Genomic DNA, 17238 nt, shown 5'->3' with positions numbered 1-17238 from the left:
GACTAAAGGAGGTCACAATGAAACACGAAGGAAACGCTTTGCCACCTTACTTGCATATGGACAACGGAGAGCTTTGGCTCACCGAAGATGATCGCGACAATTTGAAAATTAGCTACCGGATCAAAGAGGTGATCTTTGCCGAGCCGTCCGAGTATCAGCATGTCATGATTTTGGATTCGTATGATTTTGGCCGCATGCTCGTACTGGACGGCGTCGTGCAAACGACCTCGATTGACGGCCATATTTATAATGAGATGATTTCGCACGTGCCGCTGCAGTTTCATACGGAAGCGAAGCGGGTGCTCATCATCGGCGGCGGCGACTGCGGCGCAGCTCGTGAGACGGCGAAATACGCTCATCTTGAAGCCATCGACATGGTGGAAATCGACGAAAAAGTCGTCCGGGCGTGCAAAGAGCATTTGCCAGCCGTCTCCGGCAACTTATCGGATCCGCGCGTGCGGTTTGTTTATGATGATGGCGTCAAGTTTGTGCAAGGGAAGGAAAGCGTCTACGACGTCATTATGATCGACTCGTCCGACCCAGTCGGCCCGGCGGAAGCCTTGTTTTCACCGGAGTTTTACGCCAACGTCCATCGCGCGTTGAAAGCGGATGGGCTGATGGTCTGCCAAAGCCAGTCGCCGATTTTCCATCTGGATATTTTGAAGCGGACGTACCGCAATATTCGCGAACTGTTCCCGCATGTGCTTGTGTACACCGCCGTGGTGCCGACGTATCCAGGAGGGTTGTGGAGCTTTACGATCGGCTCGAAACGGCCGCTCGATTTTCCGGTGCAGACTACCATTCCAAATGACACGAAATATGTGAACGATGAGATCTTTCGCCAATGTTTCGCGTTGCCGGCATTTTTGCGTTCGGCGCTTGAGGTGGAATAACCGCTTGGCATCAAAAAAGCTGTCCCCCACAAAGCAGGGACAGCTTTTTCGTGTTGCTTGAATCCGTTCTGTTTTATGGAGCAGGTGGGTTGTGAGACAATGCCCGCTTAGCAAGCCATTGAAGCGTCAAGTCGTCAGCAGGCGGGTTGTAGAGCCCAGCGCGGACGTCACGGTAATGCCGCTGAAGCGGATTGTCAGCAAACAAGCTTTGTCCGCCGACAATGCGCATCGCCCAATCGACGACTTCAAGCGCGGTATTGGTGGCGACCAATTTGGCTGTTGCCAACTCCTCTTTCATTTCCATCCGTTTTTCCGGATAGCGATCCCATAAATCGGCGACCGCGTACAGGAAATGGCGCGCATGGGTGAGGCGCCATTCCATTTCAGCGATTTTCCGCTGTACTTCGGGCGTCGAGGCGATTGGGTGAGGCAGGGTATTAGGCTGGTACGTCTTGGCAAAGCGAAGCGCCTCATTGCGCGCCGCAATGGCGATGCCTAAGTAACAAGCCGGCACGTGCAACAGCCATCCTTGCGCCGGAGCAGCTTCGTTCGCTTCTCCAAGCGTCTCTACGAGCGCCTCTTGGTCGACTTCGACTTCTTCAAGAACAAGATCATCGCTGCGCGTCGCCTTCATGCCGAGCGTGTGCCATGTCGGCTCAATGCGAAGCCCCGGGGTTTTCATCGGGACAAGAAATTCGCCGACCTCGCCGCTGCTGCCAATCGTGGCGGAAATTAGCACGTAATCGAGTGCCGGCGCCAATGACGCAAACGCTTTTCGCCCATGAAGCACCCAGCGGCCGTTGCGGAAACAAGCGGTTGTTGTTGGTTTTCCCCCGCGCGCCGGGCTGCCGGTTGCCCGTTCAGAATGGGCGCTGTTTATCAACACATGGCGTTCCGTGATCTCGCTGGCCAGGCGGATGAGCACCGCTTCCGGCCAGCGGCGCAGCAAATACAGGCGCATGACAATGCTTAAATGCCAACCGAGTGACAAGGCGGTGGCGCCGTCGCCTTGGGCCAGCGTCTCTTGCACGAGCACGAGCTCGTACAGCGAGGCCCCGCCGCCTCCGTATTCGGCCGGGACGGTCAACGACAGAAATCCGGCTTCTTTTAACAGAGCGAAGTTGGCAAACGGAAACTCGGCCCGCTCATCATAATGCGCCGCGCGGGCGGCAAACTGTTCAGCGAGGCGCCATGCCCGGCGGTGAAGCTCTTCTTCCCGTTCGGTCCGCACAAGCAGATGGTACAATTCGTTCATCGTTCTCCCCTTCTTTTTTCCAGGATGCCTCTATTGTACTGGTTTTGCATTGATGAGGAAATGAAAATGCATTACAACAGAAAGAAATGGCGGACATACCGGTCATCGTGGCGATGGACAAACTCGTTTTTCGCCGCATCGTATACATACTCCTCTTGCCAGCGGGCGCCATGGCGGGCGATTTGGCGGACGGCATGAAGGATCGTATACACTTCTTCATTCGTCATCGTCGGATGAAGCGACACGCGCACCCAGCCCGGTTTTGCCAACAAGTTGCCGCTTTTGACTTCGTTGAGCAAGGCGGCGGACTGCTCTTGATCGATGCCAAGCAAATAATGGCCGTACGGCCCGGCGCATGAACAACCGCCGCGCGCTTGGATGCCGAAACGATCGTTGAGCAACTTGACGATGATGTTGTAGTGCAGCCCGTCGATGACAAACGAAATGATGCCAAGCCGGTCATCCCGATGCCCTTCCAGCACCCGGACGCCGGGAATGTCTTTTAACGCCGGCAATAGGAGCGATACGAGCTCCTGTTCGCGGGCGCGCATTCGTTTTATGTTCATTTGCTCTTTCAGCTGGATGGCGAGCGCTGCTTTGATCGTTTGCCAAAACGGCGGCGTTCCCCCGTCTTCCCGCTCTTCGATCGCCTCTACGTATTCGTAATGCCCCCACGGGTCGGTCCAATACACCGTTCCGCCTCCTGGATGGTCAGGCGCCTTTTGGTCATACAGCCGGCTGTCAAAGATGAGCACGCCGGCGCTTCCCGGTCCGCCAAGAAATTTGTGCGGCGAAAAATAAATGGCATCTAGCTGTTCCATCGGGTCATCCGGGTGCATATCGATGCGCACATACGGGGCGGAAGCGGCAAAGTCGACGAAGCAAAGCCCGCCATATTCATGCATCAGTTTCGCCAAGGCATGATACGGCGTTTCGATCCCAGTTACGTTCGAGCAGGCGGTGAATGCGCCGATCTTTTGCGGCCGATCGCGGTAGCGCTCGAGCAGCTCCCGCAAATGGTCAAGATCGACATCCCCGTTTTCTGTCGGACGGACCGCCACGACTTCCGCGATGGTTTCCACCCATGGCAATAAATTTGAATGGTGCTCCATATGGGTGACAAAAACGACTGGCCGCTCCTCATCATGAAGGGACAAGCGGCGCTTCCACCGCTCCGGCACGCGCAAGCCAAGCAGGCGCTGCAGCTTGTTGACAGCCCCGGTTGTCCCCGCCCCTTGCATGATCAAAACATCGCTTTTTTTGGCATGGACGTGTTGTTTGATGAGTTCTTTCGCATAGCGATAGGCAAGCGTCATTTTCGTCCCGGTCACGTTCGACTCGGTATGGGTGTTGCCGACGAACGGGCCGAGTTCACGGGCCATTTTCTCCTCAATCGGGCGATACAGCCGTCCGCTTGCCGTCCAGTCGGCGTAAAGAAGCCGCTGCTCGCCAAACGGGGTGGAAAACGGATGAAAGCGGCCGATCGTTCCGTCGCGAAACGGCTGAAAATACGTCTCGAGCTCACCGCGGCATGTATACACCGCATTGCCGATCACAGCGTGAATGGCCATGTTGATTCCCCCTTTCCGCCATTTCATCTATTTACAAAGTATGTCGCCTTCGGTGGTTCGGTCCAAAAAACGTGGGAAAGTTGAAAATGAAAAATCCGCCGTACAGGCGGATGATATTCCACTCCCTTTTTTACTCCTTTTTTTTGCACGATAACGGCGAAATCGTTTCCCCCACGGACGGCGCAAGGTATTCGGCAAGCATGGTCCGCAAGTCATCGGGCAATGGTTCGCTCGTTTGGGTTTGGAAATTAAAATGGACGACCGCTGCTTCTCCGATGGCGATCAGTCTTCCTGTTTCCTCTTCCATGATGCGATGAATGCATTGAAAGCTTTTATTGCCGATCCGGGAGACATTCGTTTCCACGCGCAATCGTCGTCCGAAGAATCCTTGGTTGATAAAATCGCACTTGGTGGAAGCTAAAATAAAATGCCAGTCGTCCGTTCGCCCGCCGTAACGCAATTCATCAAACAGGCGGGTGCGCGCTTCTTCCAAATAAATAAAATAGCTGATGTTGCTTAAATGTCCGAGCGCGTCTGTTTCACAAAAACGCGGATTGACCGTAATCGTGTGCGTTTTCATTCGTGTTCCCTCTCCCCTTTTTGACGGCAGACACAGCAGTGTGTCTACCAACTAGTCAGTATGTTATTTTTATCATAGCTTGATTCGCTTATGGATGCAACTGTTTTGTTTTTGATATTTGATGATTTAGAACATAGTTTAGATAGAGGTGAGGAGCAGGGAGAGCGAAGCGTTCGCTTCTCCTCACCCGGCCCAAAGCGGAAGCAGCACGTACCCGGCAAGCGACAGCCCGGCGCCAATCAAGGAAATGCGCAGTTTGTATTTCGCATAGTTCATCAAGTCCATATCCATGATGGCGGCTGTCGTGATGGTCGTATCGCCAAGCGGCGAGGCAAACGCGCCGAACGTTCCGCTCGCAAACACCGCGCCGACCGTCATCTCAAGCGGCGCTCCAGTCGCGTGCGCGAGCGTGACGCCAAGCGGCATGAAAATGCCCCATGTCCCCCACGAGGACCCGATAAAATACGCCAAAAACGATCCGGCCAAAAACACTGCCGCGGGCACAAACGTCCCGGGAAGCCATGTCCCAAACGTCGAAGCCACGTAAGCGGTAAAGCCGAGCTCCCCCGCCACCGCGGAGACGGCCCAAACGAGAACGAGCATGCCGATCGGCGCCATCAACTCGTTGCCCCCCGCGAAAAAGTGGTAAATCAACTCCGACAGCGACTGCCTGCGCCATACATAAAACCCCATCGAGAGAAGAAGGGTCACAAACAGCGCCAACAGCATCGCCCATGTTGCATCCGCTTGCGAAAACGCTTCTAGCCAGCCGTGCGCCCCGCGCCGCCGACCATCATAGGCAAAAAAAGCGAACGTCAGCCCGAGCAGCAACGCCAGCGGGACAAAAAGGTGAAGCGGCTCTCCTGTGACAAGGGACAATTCTTTGCGCAGCCCGAGGCCGTGCAATTCGTTTGTTTTCTCCTCTCCTTTTTTCGCCCGCGGCTTGCCGATGCGGATGTTCAGCATCGTCGTCAGCAGCCCGATTATCAGCGCGATAATGGCAAACAGATTGTACGGCAAGCTGCGCAAAAAAACGCCATACGCCGATTCATGAATATCGTTTTGCGCCAGCGCCGCCGCTACAACAGACGTCATAAAGCCGACAAACGCCGTTGCCGCCGGCAGAAGCACGATGATCGGTTCAGTGGACACATCGATGATGTACGCCATCCGGCGCCGGTCGATGCGAAACTGGCGAAGCACCGCCTTCATCACCGGACCGAGGAGCATAATGCGGAACATCGGCATAAAAAACGTCACCGGCACCGTCAACCAAACGAACAACAAAAGCCTGCGCTTCGTGCGGATGCGCCCAGAAAGCTTCTCGACAAACCCTTTGATCCCACCGGTGATTTGCATCATGCCGACAAGCGAGCCGAACAAGTACAAAAACGCCGCCACCTTCATGTGTTCAACATCGCTGAGCGAATGAACAATGGCGGACAGCGCCCGCTCGATGCCGCCAACAAGCGACCGCTCAAGGCAAAACGCCCCGACAAGCAGCCCGGCTATAAGACCGGGCAAAATTTCTTTCAGCCAAATGGCGAGCGGAATGATCAAAAGAAAAGGCAATAGCGACCACCATGTTCCTTCCACACCGGCATCCCCCTTTGCGATCTTGCTGTTAACAAGGATAGCCATAATGCTGTTCGTTTATGATTTTGTTGATTATTTAGAACATAGTTTTGTTTATTAAATGGATCGTCGTCGCCAACATTTTGGCTGATTCTTTCCAATACGTCCCGTCATCGCCATAGCGCGACACGATGCGCGCCTGATCGTGGTTGCACCAAAAGAGCGCATTCCAGCCCCCGCCTTGTTTGTCAACATCTTTCGATGACCACCTTCATTTTTTCGACAATAGTTGTTGTTTTTTTTGCTAACTTCCACTTCTTTTGTTATGTTTTGTCAAGCGGCAGGAAAATCAACGACCGAGTAGGAAAATAAAACATAACGTAAATCAATGCCAAAAGACGAGAAAGGATGAGGAAATGCGATGAAAACCTATACACTCCGCGAAGCAGCGAAAAAAATCGGGACGACCGCCCGCGACTTGAAACAGTGGGAAAAGCAATTCGCTCAATGGATCACCGTTCCCCGCACCAGCCAAGGGGCGCGCATTTATACCGACGAGCTGATCCATCGATTTCGTCAAATCCGTATGTTGCTCGAGGAAGGCCGCCATCCGCGCGAAATCGCGGATCTCATCACCCAGATGAACGGGCGGCCCGCCGATCCACCTGCTCCGGTGGAACCCGATGTGATGGAAGGGGAAATTATTGACGTGCCCCGTTTGTTGCGCCATGGGGCCCCGTACATAGCAGAACAGCTCGTCGCCCGCGTAAAAGACGAGCTCGTCGACGCCGTCAAGCGCGAGGCAGCCGACACCATCCAACAGGCGATGAGGGAGGTCAAAGGGCAACTCGACCACCTCGGCGAGCAGACGAGCGCTGCGGCGGAAACCGTGCGCCGCTCCCTTCAAGACTACCAAGAAGCGTGGCAGCAAAAAACCGAGCAGCTGCACGAACATTTGGAAACGGTCGTCGCCTTTTGCCACGAAGAAAAAGCGAGGCAAGAACAGGAGCGAAAACAGCTCGAACAGCGCATTATCGAGCGGGAAAAAGCTTTCCGGGAACTGGTGCTTTCCTTTCGGCAAACAGCAGCCAACACCAACGCCGGCCGCTCCCGGACGAACAAATGGTGGAAGTTTTGGTAATTCCCGAATGGAAAGGCCGCAATCGAAAAAGGGGCTCCATGAAAAGGAGCGCCCTTTTTCGTTCCCTATTTTGTTGATCAATCTCCAACATGGGCTTGGCGGCAAACAAACGCTGGTTTGAAAGCGCGGGGCTTTCGCCCGCGGTTTTCCGCCCTCAAACAACGCGCGCCGACCGGCAGGCACATCCGAACGGTCCGCCCTCATCCTTCTTCTCCTTTGCCAATCCCCTTCGCCGGTTCTTTCCAGACGTCCACCACTGCTCCCGCTTCATCCGTATCGATGACAAACGAGCCGGTGGCGTAGCGGTCCGACAAGCGAAGCGACGCAGTCTCCACCATCTCCGTCGCCCCTTTTTCCGTCCGCAGCCCGACCGTCCCCTCGCTCTCGCCGACCAAAACCGCTCCGGCCACGCAGTGCGGGTTTGATTTCACTTCGCGCACGATTCGCACACCCCGCTTGGCGCGCGAGGATGGCTCAAACTCGCCTAGCGCCATTTTTTTCACCGCCCCGCGCTGCGTCGCGACAACGAGAAAACCGCGGTCTTCAGGGCGAAGCGGGCAGGCGGCGGCGACAAAGTCTCCTTCTTTTAGTTGAATCCCTTTCACCCCGGCAGCGCGCACGCCGACCAGGCTGATTTCTTCTTCGGCAAACAAAAGTGCATAGCCATCATGCGTCGCCAGCCAAAGGAGGCCGCGGCCGTCCGTCGCATAGACGGCGGCGACCTCATCATCGTCTTTCACATGGACCGCAACAAGCGGGCGCGTGTAGCGCTGCACTTGGTATTGGGAAAGCTCGGTCCGTTTCACCATCCCTTGCCTCGTGACGAAGACGAGCTGTTCGTCCGTCTCAAACGAGGAAACAGGGACAGCGGCGATGAGCTCATCGTCGCGTTCCAGCGGAATCAAGCTTGAAATATGCTGGCCGACCTCTTTCCAGCGGATGTCCGGCAGCGTATGAACCGGGCAATACAAATAATAGCCGCGGCGGGTGAACAGCAAGAGCACATCGGTCGTATTCATCTCGAGCTGGGCGAGCAGACGGTCGGTCTCCTTCATGCCGATGTCCTGACCGTTCGATGCGCTGTACGAACGGTAGCTCGTTCGTTTCACGTATCCTTCCTTTGTCACGGTCACGATCACATCTTCAGCCGGAATGAGCGCTTCAACGTTCACTTTCAGCTCTTCGATCTCCTCTTCAATCGCCGTCCGCCGCTCGTCAGCATATTGCTTTTTCATGGCCTTCAATTCTTTTTTAATGACCGACAACAGCTTGTTCTCATCGGCCAACACCGCGCTCAGCTCGGCGATCGTTTTGTCGAGCTCTTCCGCTTCCTGCCGAAGCGCGGCGATATCGGTGTTTGTCAGCCGGTAAAGCTGAAGCGTCACGATCGCTTCCGCTTGCGCCTCGGTGAACCCGTAGCCCGCCATCAGCCGATCTTTCGCATCGCGCTTGTCACTCGACGCCCGAATCGTCGCGATCACCTCATCCAAAATCGAGAGCGCTTTGATCAACCCGTCGACAATATGCTTCCGCTCGTTCGCTTTTTTGAGCTCAAAATGCGAACGGTTCGTGACGACGTCCTTCCGGTGGGCGATGTAGGCATCCAACAGCTCCGGCAAGCTCATCAGCTTCGGCCGGCGTTCATGGATCGCCACCATGTTGAAGCTGTATGGCACTTGCAAATCGGTGTTTTTGTATAAATAGTTAAGGATCGCCTCGGCATCGGCGTCTTTTTTCAGCTCGATGACGATCGACAGCCCGTTCCGGTCCGTTTCATCGCGGACGTCAGCAATGCCGTCGAGCTTTTTGTCCAAACGAAGCTCGTCAATTTTTTTCACCAAATTCGCCTTGTTCACTTCATACGGCAACTCCGTGATGACAATCTGCTTTTTCCCGCCTCTCGCCTGCTCGATGGCGGCTTTGGCGCGGATGATGATTTTCCCGCGGCCGGTCTCATACGCCTTGCGGATGCCGTCTTTCCCCTGGATGATGCCGCCGGTCGGAAAATCAGGGCCGGGAAGGACGGTCATCAGCTCCTCAACCGTGCAATCCGGCTGGTCGATCCGCATCAAGACGGCGTCGATCACCTCGCCGAGCGCATGCGGCGGAATGTCGGTCGCATAGCCGGCCGAAATCCCGGTCGAGCCATTCACCAACAAGTTCGGAAACATCGCCGGCAAGACGGTCGGCTCCTCCGTCGTATCGTCAAAGTTCGGCACAAACGGAACCGTTTCTTTGTCAATATCGCGAAGCAACTCGGCGGCGATCGCCGACAAGCGCGCTTCCGTGTAGCGCATCGCCGCCGGCGGGTCGCCGTCGAGGCTGCCGTTGTTGCCATGCATTTCAATCAGCACGTTGCGCAGCTTCCACTCTTGGCTCATCCGCACCATCGCTTCGTACACTGACGAGTCGCCATGCGGATGAAAATTGCCGATCACGTTCCCAACCGTTTTCGCCGCCTTACGAAACGGTTTATCGGCCGTGTTGCCATCGATGTACATCGCATACAAAATGCGGCGCTGCACGGGCTTCAGCCCGTCGCGCGCATCGGGCAGCGCCCGGTCTTGGATGATGTATTTGCTGTAGCGGCCGAAGCGGTCGCCAAGCACGTCTTCTAACGGCAATTCCAACAATCGCTCTGCCATCATACCTCTCCTTTCCTACAAGGCATCGGCGCAATCATGGCGGCGTCTTTTCGCACCGCCATCAGCCGATCCACCCTGGCTCTTCCTCAAGCCCAAAGGCAACATGCGTTTCAATCCATTTGCGGCGCGGCTCGACTTTATCGCCCATCAGTGTCGTCACCCGCCGCTCGGCGCGAGCCGCATCTTCAATGCGCACGCGGATCAACGTGCGCGTTTCCGGATTCATCGTCGTTTCCCACAATTGATCGGCGTTCATTTCGCCAAGCCCTTTGTAGCGCTGAATCGTATAGCCGCGGCCCATTCGTTTCGTGATTTCCCGCAATTGCTCATCCGTCCATGCGTATTCGATGACTTCCTTTTTGCCGCTTTTTTTGCTGATTTTATAAAGCGGCGGCAAGGCGATGTACACTTTTCCCGCTTCAATGAGCGGACGCATGTAGCGGTAAAAAAACGTCAAAAGCAACACTTGAATATGGGCGCCGTCCGTGTCGGCGTCGGTCATAATGATCACTTTGTCGTAGTTGACATCATCGAGCGAAAAATCAGCGCCGACGCCGCCGCCGATGGCGTGGATGATCGTATTGATTTCCTCGTTTTTCAAAATATCGCCAAGCTTCGCCTTTTCCGTGTTGATGACTTTCCCGCGCAGCGGAAGGACCGCCTGGAAGCGGCGGTCGCGCCCTTGTTTCGCCGAACCGCCCGCCGAATCGCCTTCGACCAAATACAGCTCGTTTTTTTGCGGATTGCGCCCTTGCGCCGGCGTCAGCTTGCCGCTTAACAGCGCCTCTTTCCCTTTCCGCTTTTTGCCGCTTCTCGCCTCTTCGCGCGCTTTGCGGGCCGCTTCGCGCGCTTGGTACGCCCGGATCGCTTTTTTGATGAGCATCGTGCTTACGTCCGGATTTTCTTGCAGAAAGTACATGAGCTGCTCGGACACCACCGCATCGACGGCCGAACGCGCTTCGCTCGTTCCGAGCTTTCCTTTCGTCTGCCCTTCAAACTGAAGCAAGTGCTCTGGGATGCGCACCGAAACGACCGCGGACAATCCTTCGCGAATATCGGTTCCTTCCAAATTTTTATCTTTTTCCTTGAGCAAACCGACACGGCGGGCGTATTCGTTAAAAACGCGCGTCATCGCCGTTTTCGCACCCGCCTCATGCGTGCCGCCGTCTTTTGTGCGCACGTTGTTGACAAACGACAGCACGTTTTCCGAATAACCGTCATGAAACTGGAACGCAAACTCGACTTCAATGCCGTTTTGCTCGCCAGCAAAATACACAACCGGGTGGAGCACATCTTTCTCCTCATTCAAATAGGCCACAAACGCTTCAATCCCGTTTTCGTAATGGAACACCTCCCGCATGCCGGTCCGTTCGTCAACGAGTTCGATTTTCAACCCTTTCAGCAAAAACGCCGATTCGCGTAGCCGTTCACTCAATGTTTCATAATCGAAGACCGTCGTGCTGAAAATCGTTGGGTCCGGCTTAAATTGAATGATGGTTCCGGTTTTGTTCGTTGTGCCGATTTTCTCTAGCGTCGTCACCGGTTTGCCTCCATGCTCAAACCGCTGCCGGTAAATGAAGCCGTCGCGATGAATCGTGACGACCAGCCATTCTGATAAGGCGTTGACAACCGACGCCCCGACTCCGTGCAGGCCGCCGCTCGTTTTATAGCCGCCCTGGCCGAACTTGCCCCCGGCATGGAGCACCGTCAAAATGACTTCCGGCGTCGGCTTGCCAAGCTTATGCATCCCGACCGGCATGCCGCGCCCTTCATCAAGGACGGTGATGCTGTTGTCTTTATGTATTTGCACCAAAATGTAATTTCCATATCCGGCCAACGCTTCATCGACCGAGTTGTCGACGATTTCATAAACAAGATGATGCAACCCGCGGCTGTCGGTGCTGCCGATGTACATCCCCGGCCGCTTCCTCACCGCCTCAAGCCCTTCTAACACTTGAATGGCATCTTCGTTATAGTCATGTATCGCTTGCTTTGCCACAAGCCCACCCCTTTCTGCCAAAACAAGAACATCTGTTTCTGTTTTATTGTATCATAAAATGACCAGCTGTCCATTGTCTTTTGACACCGCTTGACAAAATCGGACAACGGCGCCTGAAAAACGAAAGGACCATCTTAGAGAAGATGGCCGTTTCGTCAATGGCGCGCTTTGCCTGTTACGGGCGTTTCGTGAGCGCGTGTTCTACTTTAATGCAGCGATCCATAATCACCGTATAGCCTTTTTCCTTTAAAAACGCGTATGCTTCTTCATTGACGACGCCAAGTTGCGCCCAAAATACGTCCGCATCGATTTGCACAAACTCGCGGGCGAGCTCCGGTAAATGTTCGGAACGGCGAAACACATCGACGATATCGACATGTCCTTCGATATCCGTCAGTTTGTCGACCGCTGGAATGCCTTCCCATTCCTCGATCATCGGATTAACCGGAATGATTTCGTATCCGGCGTCTTTCATCGCCTTCGCCACCATATACGACTCGCGCTCGGGATTGTTGGACAAGCCGACAACGGCAATCCGCTTCGCCTTGCGCAAAATGTCGCCGATTTCTTCCCGGCTTGGGTTGACAATGGGCATCGGGTTTCCTCCTTCCCTCTTTGGTTTTGCAGTACTTGTTTCGCGATCGAGAAAGAAAAATCCTTCTATGAGACAGAAAATGGTTTAGCCCTTTTTAACATTGTGCAACAAACGCTAAAACTTTCCCGAACGAAAAATCGAGTAAAGCAGCCAACCAAAAAGAAAAGCGGACACACCTAATCCGATTTCAACAGCAGGAATTTTCCATAGCAGCATCGACTGCCGTCCGAACGATGAAGCGATCATCATGCCAGCCATGACGATGCTCCACGAAAGAAGAACGATGCTAAACGACAGCCGGTTCGTAATCTGATCGAGCTTCTTTAGCAGCGTTTCCAAATCAGGCGCTGTGATTTCCAATCGAAGCTTGCCATGCCGCATCATTTTCGTCCATTCCTTTACGCTGTCCGGCAAGCGAAGCAGCCATTCACCGTAGTCGAAAATCCGTTTCCACGCCGTTTCCGCCACCCGGTCAGGCCGAAGACGCTCTTTCATCAGCTTTCTCCCAAACGGTTCGGCCACATCCATGATGCGAAACTGCGGGTCAAGCGTCTCCACGACCCCTTCGACCGTCAACAGCGCTTTCCCTAACAGCGTCAAATCGCTTGGGATGCGAATGCCATGGCGAAATGCCACCGAAAGCAAATCCTCGACGGCTTCCCCAAGACTGATCTCACCGAGCGGGACGCGGTAGTATTTCTCCCGCAACTCGTCAATATCATCGCGCAATTTTCCTTCATCGACTCCGTCAGGAACAATTCCTAAACCGTAAATCGCACCCAACACCCCATCCGTGTTTTGCCGCATTAAGGCGATGATGAGTGAAGAAAGATGATGTTTGACATGAGGTCGAAGGCGGCCCATCAAGCCAAAGTCAATGAAGGAAAGCGTTCCATCGTCAAGAACAAATACATTGCCAGGATGAGGGTCGCCATGAAAAAATCCATGCTCAAACATTTGTTGAAAGGTTGCTTCAGCCAAACGCTCGGCGATCGTTTTTAAGGAGTGGCCGTTCGCTTTCAACCGCTCGATCTCCCCGAGTTTGATCCCTTCGACATATTCCATCGTGAGCACTGTTTTCGTCGTATAATCCCAAAACACCTTCGGGACATACACCGACGAATCGCCGGCAAACTGCCGTGCAAACCGTTCCGCATGGCGCGCCTCGACTGTATAATCCAGCTCCTGCCGTAATGAACGCGCCAGTTCATCGACAATCTCAGACAATTGGTAAGTTGCCGCCCAATCGAGACGGCGTTCCGCCAGCACGGCCAAATCTTGCAAAATTTCCAGATCCGTCTCCACCCGCGCAGCGATGTGCGGGCGCTGCACTTTCACCGCCACGGCCTGTCCGGAAGGAAGAACCGCCCGGTGCACTTGTCCAAGCGAAGCGGCAGCGAGCGGCATTTCCTCAAATGAACGAAAGAGTGTTTCCAGCGAACTTCCAAACTCCGCTTCGACAATCCGGCGGACATCGGCAAACGGAAACGGCGGAACTTGGTCTTGCAGCTTTTCGAGCTCACTGATGATCGGAGCGGGAATCAAATCCGGCCGTGTGCTAGCAATTTGCCCGAGCTTCACGAACGTCGGGCCGAGCTCCTCGAGCACAAGGCGGAGCCGCTCCCCAACCGTTTTTCCTTCCTTTTTCCCTTGCTCCGCTCTCCATCGCGGCGGCAACGAAAGAAACGACGAAAAGCCGAGCTCATCGACGATCATCCCGAATCCGTGCCGAAGCAAGGAGGCGGCGATTTCGTGGTACCTTCCGATATGGCGCACCCGTTTTCCGATCATCGAGACATCTCTCCTAAGGCGGTAAAAAGCGAGCGGACAGGCCGCATCGGTTTACTGCCCGCTTTGTTCCTTTTCTTCAAGACGGCGGATTCGCTCCTCGAGCTGCCGCACGTCTTCTTTCGTCGCCAAGTCGAGTTTATCGATCACCTGCTTGATTTGCTCGCGTACAAGCCGCTGTACTTCCGCTTTCCGCGCTTCGGTTTGCTGCTTCCATTGATCGATCACTTCCTTCGATTCATCAAGCGACAACTCTCCTTTTTTGACCAACTCATCGATCAATTTTTCCGCTTGTTCTTTGCTGGCGATCGCAAGCCCAAGCCCGAACGCCAATCCTTTTTTCAAAATGCTCATCCTGTTTTCCTCCTTTCCTTCTTTCCTTTATAGTACCATTATTTGGCGGGGCATGTCGAGCAAGCGGCCAAAGAGGAAAATGCGGAAGGTGTTTTCCGTTCGAACCTAGCGTTGCATATCCCACTTCTCGATAAGGAATCCTATCGATGGGCTATCCATTCGTGCAAGGAGGGAGTTCCCATGGCAGAGGAACAACTGCACTACGGAGAAGACTATCGTTTCATACCTGCGACGTCAGCAGCGAGCGGCCTCGGAGTCAGCGTGCTGCCCGATTTGTACTGCCATACGATCCAAATCGTGAACATTTGTCTTGTCGGCCGCCCGGACGACCGCGCGTTTGTATTAGTCGACGCTGGCATGCCGGGATCAGCCGATGACATTGTTTCAGTCGTGGAAGACCGCTTTGGCAGCGGCAGCCGCCCGCAAGCCATTGTTTTAACCCACGGCCATTTTGACCACGTTGGAGCGATTGTTGAGCTTGTCAAGCATTGGAATGTCCCGGTGTATGCCCATCCGGCTGAACTGCCGTATTTGACTGGAAAGGCGAGCTATCCTGAACCTGACGCTTCCGTCGAGGGCGGCTTCATCGCCAAAATATCACCGTTTTTCCCAAATGAACCGATTCAACTGGGCGATCGCGTTCATCCGCTGCCAGAGAACGGCACCGTTCCGCACTTGCCGGAGTTCCGCTGGATCCACACACCGGGGCACACGCCAGGCCACATTTCGTTATTTCGGCCGCGCGACGCCGCTTTAATCGCCGGCGACGCGTTCGTCACCGTCCGCCAAGATTCACTGTATAAAGTGTTGACCCAACAAATCGAAATCAGCGGCCCGCCGCGCTATTATACCATCGATTGGCGCGCCGCCCGCGAGTCGGTGCGCAAGTTAGCCGCACTCTTTCCGTCAGTCGCCATCACCGGACACGGTGCTCCTGTCGCCGGCAAAGAGCTACGTGAAGGGTTGACAAAACTCGCCCGTAATTTTGACCGTATCGCTACCCCTGATTATGGGAAGTACGTCCATTAGGCAAACGGACTATCGTTCCGTGAACGGCTTCTAGTTTTGTTTGAAGCGGAAGTTTCTTTGCTAAAACCACTTTCAAGTAAAAACCAAGGGAGGGTGTCTGAACGGGGGCACCCTTTCGTTGACATGTGAAAGTCAGAGGATTCTCCATGGAGATGGTAGAGCACATTATGCCTTTAGCGACAACGCAAAAAAGACGACAAGAATCATTCTTGTCGTCCATCATAAGTGATGGGCCTAAGTGGACTTGAACCACCGACCTCACGCTTATCAGGCGTGCGCTCTAACCAGCTGAGCTATAGGCCCGCTTATAAGAAATAAAAATGGAGGGGGACGGATTCGAACCGCCGAACCCAAAGGGAGCGGATTTACAGTCCGCCGCGTTTAGCCACTTCGCTACCCCTCCGTAATCGTGATGCCGACTGCAGGACTCGAACCCGCAACCTACTGATTACGATTCAGTTGCTCTACCAATTGAGCTAAGTCGGCATGATAGAAGTAGACCGTGACTCCTTGGCTTCTGTTGTGTCCCTTCCTCTCCCAGCCAATTCGAAGACGCTGGATGCGTCGGGACAACTCGAAGCCGACTCGACGAAGCAGATGCTCGTCTCTACCAATTGAGCTAAGTCAATATTTATGGCGGAGGAGGAGGGATTCGAACCCCCGCGGGCTGTGACACCCCTATCGGTTTTCGAAACCGACCCCTTCAGCCAGACTTGGGTACTCCTCCATAGCTGTTTGGAGCGATGCGGTCGAGAGGACTTGAACCTCCACGGGGTTGCCCCCACTAGGCCCTCAACCTAGCGCGTCTGCCATTCCGCCACGACCGCATACAATGGAGCGTAGGGGATTTGAACCCCTGACCTCTTCGCTGCCAGCGAAGCGTTCTCCCCCTGAACTAACGCCCCATGATGGTGGAGTATACTGGGATCGAACCAGTGACCCCCACGCTGTCAACGTGGTGCTCTCCCGCTGAGCTAATACTCCACGATATTGCCTAGCAGCGACCTACTCTTGCAGGGGCGCTGGCCCCAACTACCATCGGCGCTGGAGGGCTTAACTTCCGTGTTCGGGATGGGAACGGGTGTTTCCCCTCCGCTATCACCACTAGGCAATGGCGACGATTTCTATTATAAAGCAATCCAAAACTTTGTCAAGTTTTTTTGTATCTTTATATTTCAGTTCCTTCAGAATCGGAACGACAATGTAAAATTTACTATAAAAAAATGAAAGAGTCAACCCTCTTTTTCATTTTTTTCGATCTTCACTGTCCCTTTCTCTAAAGTTCTTGTCATCCCCTTCTTTATACGCGTATAATAAAGAAGAAGGAACGTACAATAAAGCAGGGCATTGGCGGCCACCAATGCCCTGTCCATACACAGCCGCTGCAAGAAGCGCAGTGGCCCAAGCCTCGGGCATCGTAACCTACCCTCGCCTCGGCCTAGCAGGGTGGGTTACTTTTTGTCTTTGGATACGGCAATCACCGCGACGATGAGTGACGCAAACGCAATCATGAGCGTCAGCGCATCGGCGATCGTCATCATCAGCACCACCCCCTTTCGTTCAGGGAGTGGCCACTGCCCACCCTGCTGTTCCAAGGAGGAAAAAAGGTGGAACAAGCAAGGCAAACCCGCATTCATGGGCTGTTGTTGCTGATCGTTGCTGCTGTATTCGTTTGGTCGGCCATTCACCCAGCCAGCTACGCAATGGGATATGGTATGCACATTGATTGGGACACTGATTGCCCTATGGCTGCTCTCGAGGTGGCACGACCGGCAGCTTGCGCGGTTGAATGAGCGCTAAATCAAGAAAACAG

14 protein-coding genes, 7 tRNA genes, 1 rRNA gene and 1 pseudogene are annotated in these 17238 nt (G+C 54.3%); 4 read left to right on the top strand and 19 right to left on the bottom strand.

All coding sequences use genetic code 11. The annotated features are described in order from the left end of the window. The first annotated feature begins 17 nt into the window (after nucleotides 1–17). Nucleotides 18–893, top strand: a complete 876-nt coding sequence (speE, locus tag ACR1UW_RS09930) for a polyamine aminopropyltransferase (protein ID WP_498933135.1) — start codon at nucleotides 18–20, stop codon at nucleotides 891–893. 73 nt (nucleotides 894–966) lie between these two features. Here speE and ACR1UW_RS09925 read toward each other — a convergent pair whose 3' ends face one another. The 5 genes and pseudogenes from ACR1UW_RS09925 to ACR1UW_RS09905 all read right to left on the bottom strand — a co-directional run. Then, nucleotides 967–2148, bottom strand: a complete 1182-nt coding sequence (locus ACR1UW_RS09925; protein ID WP_237420330.1) for an acyl-CoA dehydrogenase family protein — start codon at nucleotides 2146–2148, stop codon at nucleotides 967–969. Nucleotides 2149–2219: 71 nt separating this feature from the next. Then, nucleotides 2220–3719, bottom strand: a complete 1500-nt coding sequence (locus ACR1UW_RS09920; RefSeq protein ID WP_237420331.1) for an aminotransferase class V-fold PLP-dependent enzyme — start codon at nucleotides 3717–3719, stop codon at nucleotides 2220–2222. Nucleotides 3720–3849: 130 nt separating this feature from the next. Then, nucleotides 3850–4299, bottom strand: a complete 450-nt coding sequence (locus ACR1UW_RS09915; protein ID WP_498933132.1) for an acyl-CoA thioesterase — start codon at nucleotides 4297–4299, stop codon at nucleotides 3850–3852. 183 nt (nucleotides 4300–4482) lie between these two features. Further along, a complete protein-coding gene (locus ACR1UW_RS09910) occupies nucleotides 4483–5895 on the bottom strand; it encodes a Na+/H+ antiporter NhaC family protein (protein ID WP_498933130.1) in 1413 nt (470 codons plus the stop codon). Nucleotides 5896–5974: 79 nt separating this feature from the next. Beyond that, nucleotides 5975–6118 (bottom strand): annotated as a pseudogene (locus tag ACR1UW_RS09905) (alpha-amylase family glycosyl hydrolase); the annotation flags it as partial. Nucleotides 6119–6295: 177 nt separating this feature from the next. On the opposite strand from ACR1UW_RS09905, the gene ACR1UW_RS09900 reads away from it, so the two are divergent. Beyond that, nucleotides 6296–7015 (top strand): MerR family transcriptional regulator, encoded by a 720-nt coding sequence (locus tag ACR1UW_RS09900; RefSeq protein WP_033010912.1) that lies wholly within the window; start codon nucleotides 6296–6298, stop codon nucleotides 7013–7015. Nucleotides 7016–7215: 200 nt separating this feature from the next. On the opposite strand, the gene parC is transcribed toward ACR1UW_RS09900, so the two are convergent. The 5 genes from parC to ACR1UW_RS09875 form a co-directional block, all read right to left on the bottom strand. Next, nucleotides 7216–9660 carry a DNA topoisomerase IV subunit A gene (parC, locus tag ACR1UW_RS09895; protein WP_498933127.1) on the bottom strand — a complete coding sequence of 815 codons (2445 nt, stop codon included), beginning with the start codon at nucleotides 9658–9660 and terminating at the stop codon, nucleotides 7216–7218. A gap of 61 nt (nucleotides 9661–9721) precedes the next feature. Continuing rightward, nucleotides 9722–11659 (bottom strand): DNA topoisomerase IV subunit B, encoded by a 1938-nt coding sequence (parE, locus tag ACR1UW_RS09890; RefSeq protein ID WP_498933125.1) that lies wholly within the window; start codon nucleotides 11657–11659, stop codon nucleotides 9722–9724. 175 nt (nucleotides 11660–11834) lie between these two features. Then, nucleotides 11835–12254, bottom strand: a complete 420-nt coding sequence (locus ACR1UW_RS09885; protein WP_033010909.1) for a CoA-binding protein — start codon at nucleotides 12252–12254, stop codon at nucleotides 11835–11837. Nucleotides 12255–12368: 114 nt separating this feature from the next. Then, nucleotides 12369–14045, bottom strand: a complete 1677-nt coding sequence (locus tag ACR1UW_RS09880; RefSeq protein ID WP_289668778.1) for an ABC1 kinase family protein — start codon at nucleotides 14043–14045, stop codon at nucleotides 12369–12371. Nucleotides 14046–14096: 51 nt separating this feature from the next. After that, entirely contained in the window at nucleotides 14097–14396 is a 300-nt protein-coding gene (locus tag ACR1UW_RS09875) for a phasin family protein (protein WP_033014101.1), read from the bottom strand. Nucleotides 14397–14576: 180 nt separating this feature from the next. On the opposite strand from ACR1UW_RS09875, the gene ACR1UW_RS09870 reads away from it, so the two are divergent. Continuing rightward, nucleotides 14577–15425, top strand: a complete 849-nt coding sequence (locus tag ACR1UW_RS09870) for an MBL fold metallo-hydrolase (protein ID WP_429904425.1) — start codon at nucleotides 14577–14579, stop codon at nucleotides 15423–15425. A 229-nt stretch (nucleotides 15426–15654) separates the two neighbouring features. Here ACR1UW_RS09870 and ACR1UW_RS09865 read toward each other — a convergent pair. From ACR1UW_RS09865 to ACR1UW_RS09825, 9 genes are all read right to left on the bottom strand, one after another. Further along, nucleotides 15655–15728: transfer RNA gene (locus ACR1UW_RS09865), tRNA-Ile, on the bottom strand. Nucleotides 15729–15746: 18 nt separating this feature from the next. Beyond that, nucleotides 15747–15828, bottom strand: a tRNA-Tyr gene (locus ACR1UW_RS09860). Nucleotides 15829–15838: 10 nt separating this feature from the next. Continuing rightward, nucleotides 15839–15911, bottom strand: a tRNA-Thr gene (locus ACR1UW_RS09855). 148 nt (nucleotides 15912–16059) lie between these two features. Further along, nucleotides 16060–16152, bottom strand: a tRNA-Ser gene (locus ACR1UW_RS09850). 17 nt (nucleotides 16153–16169) lie between these two features. After that, a tRNA-Leu gene (locus tag ACR1UW_RS09845) sits at nucleotides 16170–16252 on the bottom strand. 6 nt (nucleotides 16253–16258) lie between these two features. Further along, a tRNA-Ala gene (locus ACR1UW_RS09840) sits at nucleotides 16259–16330 on the bottom strand. A 4-nt stretch (nucleotides 16331–16334) separates the two neighbouring features. Beyond that, nucleotides 16335–16409: transfer RNA gene (locus tag ACR1UW_RS09835), tRNA-Val, on the bottom strand. A gap of 8 nt (nucleotides 16410–16417) precedes the next feature. Beyond that, nucleotides 16418–16534 (bottom strand): 5S ribosomal RNA (gene rrf, locus ACR1UW_RS09830). Between the two features lie 342 nt (nucleotides 16535–16876). Then, nucleotides 16877–16966: a putative holin-like toxin gene (locus ACR1UW_RS09825; protein WP_231578663.1), complete on the bottom strand. Its 90-nt coding sequence runs from the start codon at nucleotides 16964–16966 to the stop codon at nucleotides 16877–16879. A 66-nt stretch (nucleotides 16967–17032) separates the two neighbouring features. Between ACR1UW_RS09825 and ACR1UW_RS09820 the strand changes: the two genes are divergently transcribed. Beyond that, entirely contained in the window at nucleotides 17033–17218 is a 186-nt protein-coding gene (locus tag ACR1UW_RS09820) for a hypothetical protein (RefSeq protein ID WP_033014099.1), read from the top strand. The last annotated feature ends 20 nt before the right edge of the window (nucleotides 17219–17238 follow it).

The organism is Geobacillus lituanicus, assembly GCF_050994965.1.
In the GTDB taxonomy this organism is placed as follows: Bacteria; Bacillota; Bacilli; order Bacillales; family Anoxybacillaceae; genus Geobacillus; species Geobacillus stearothermophilus.
This window is presented reverse-complemented; position numbering and strand designations above follow the sequence as displayed.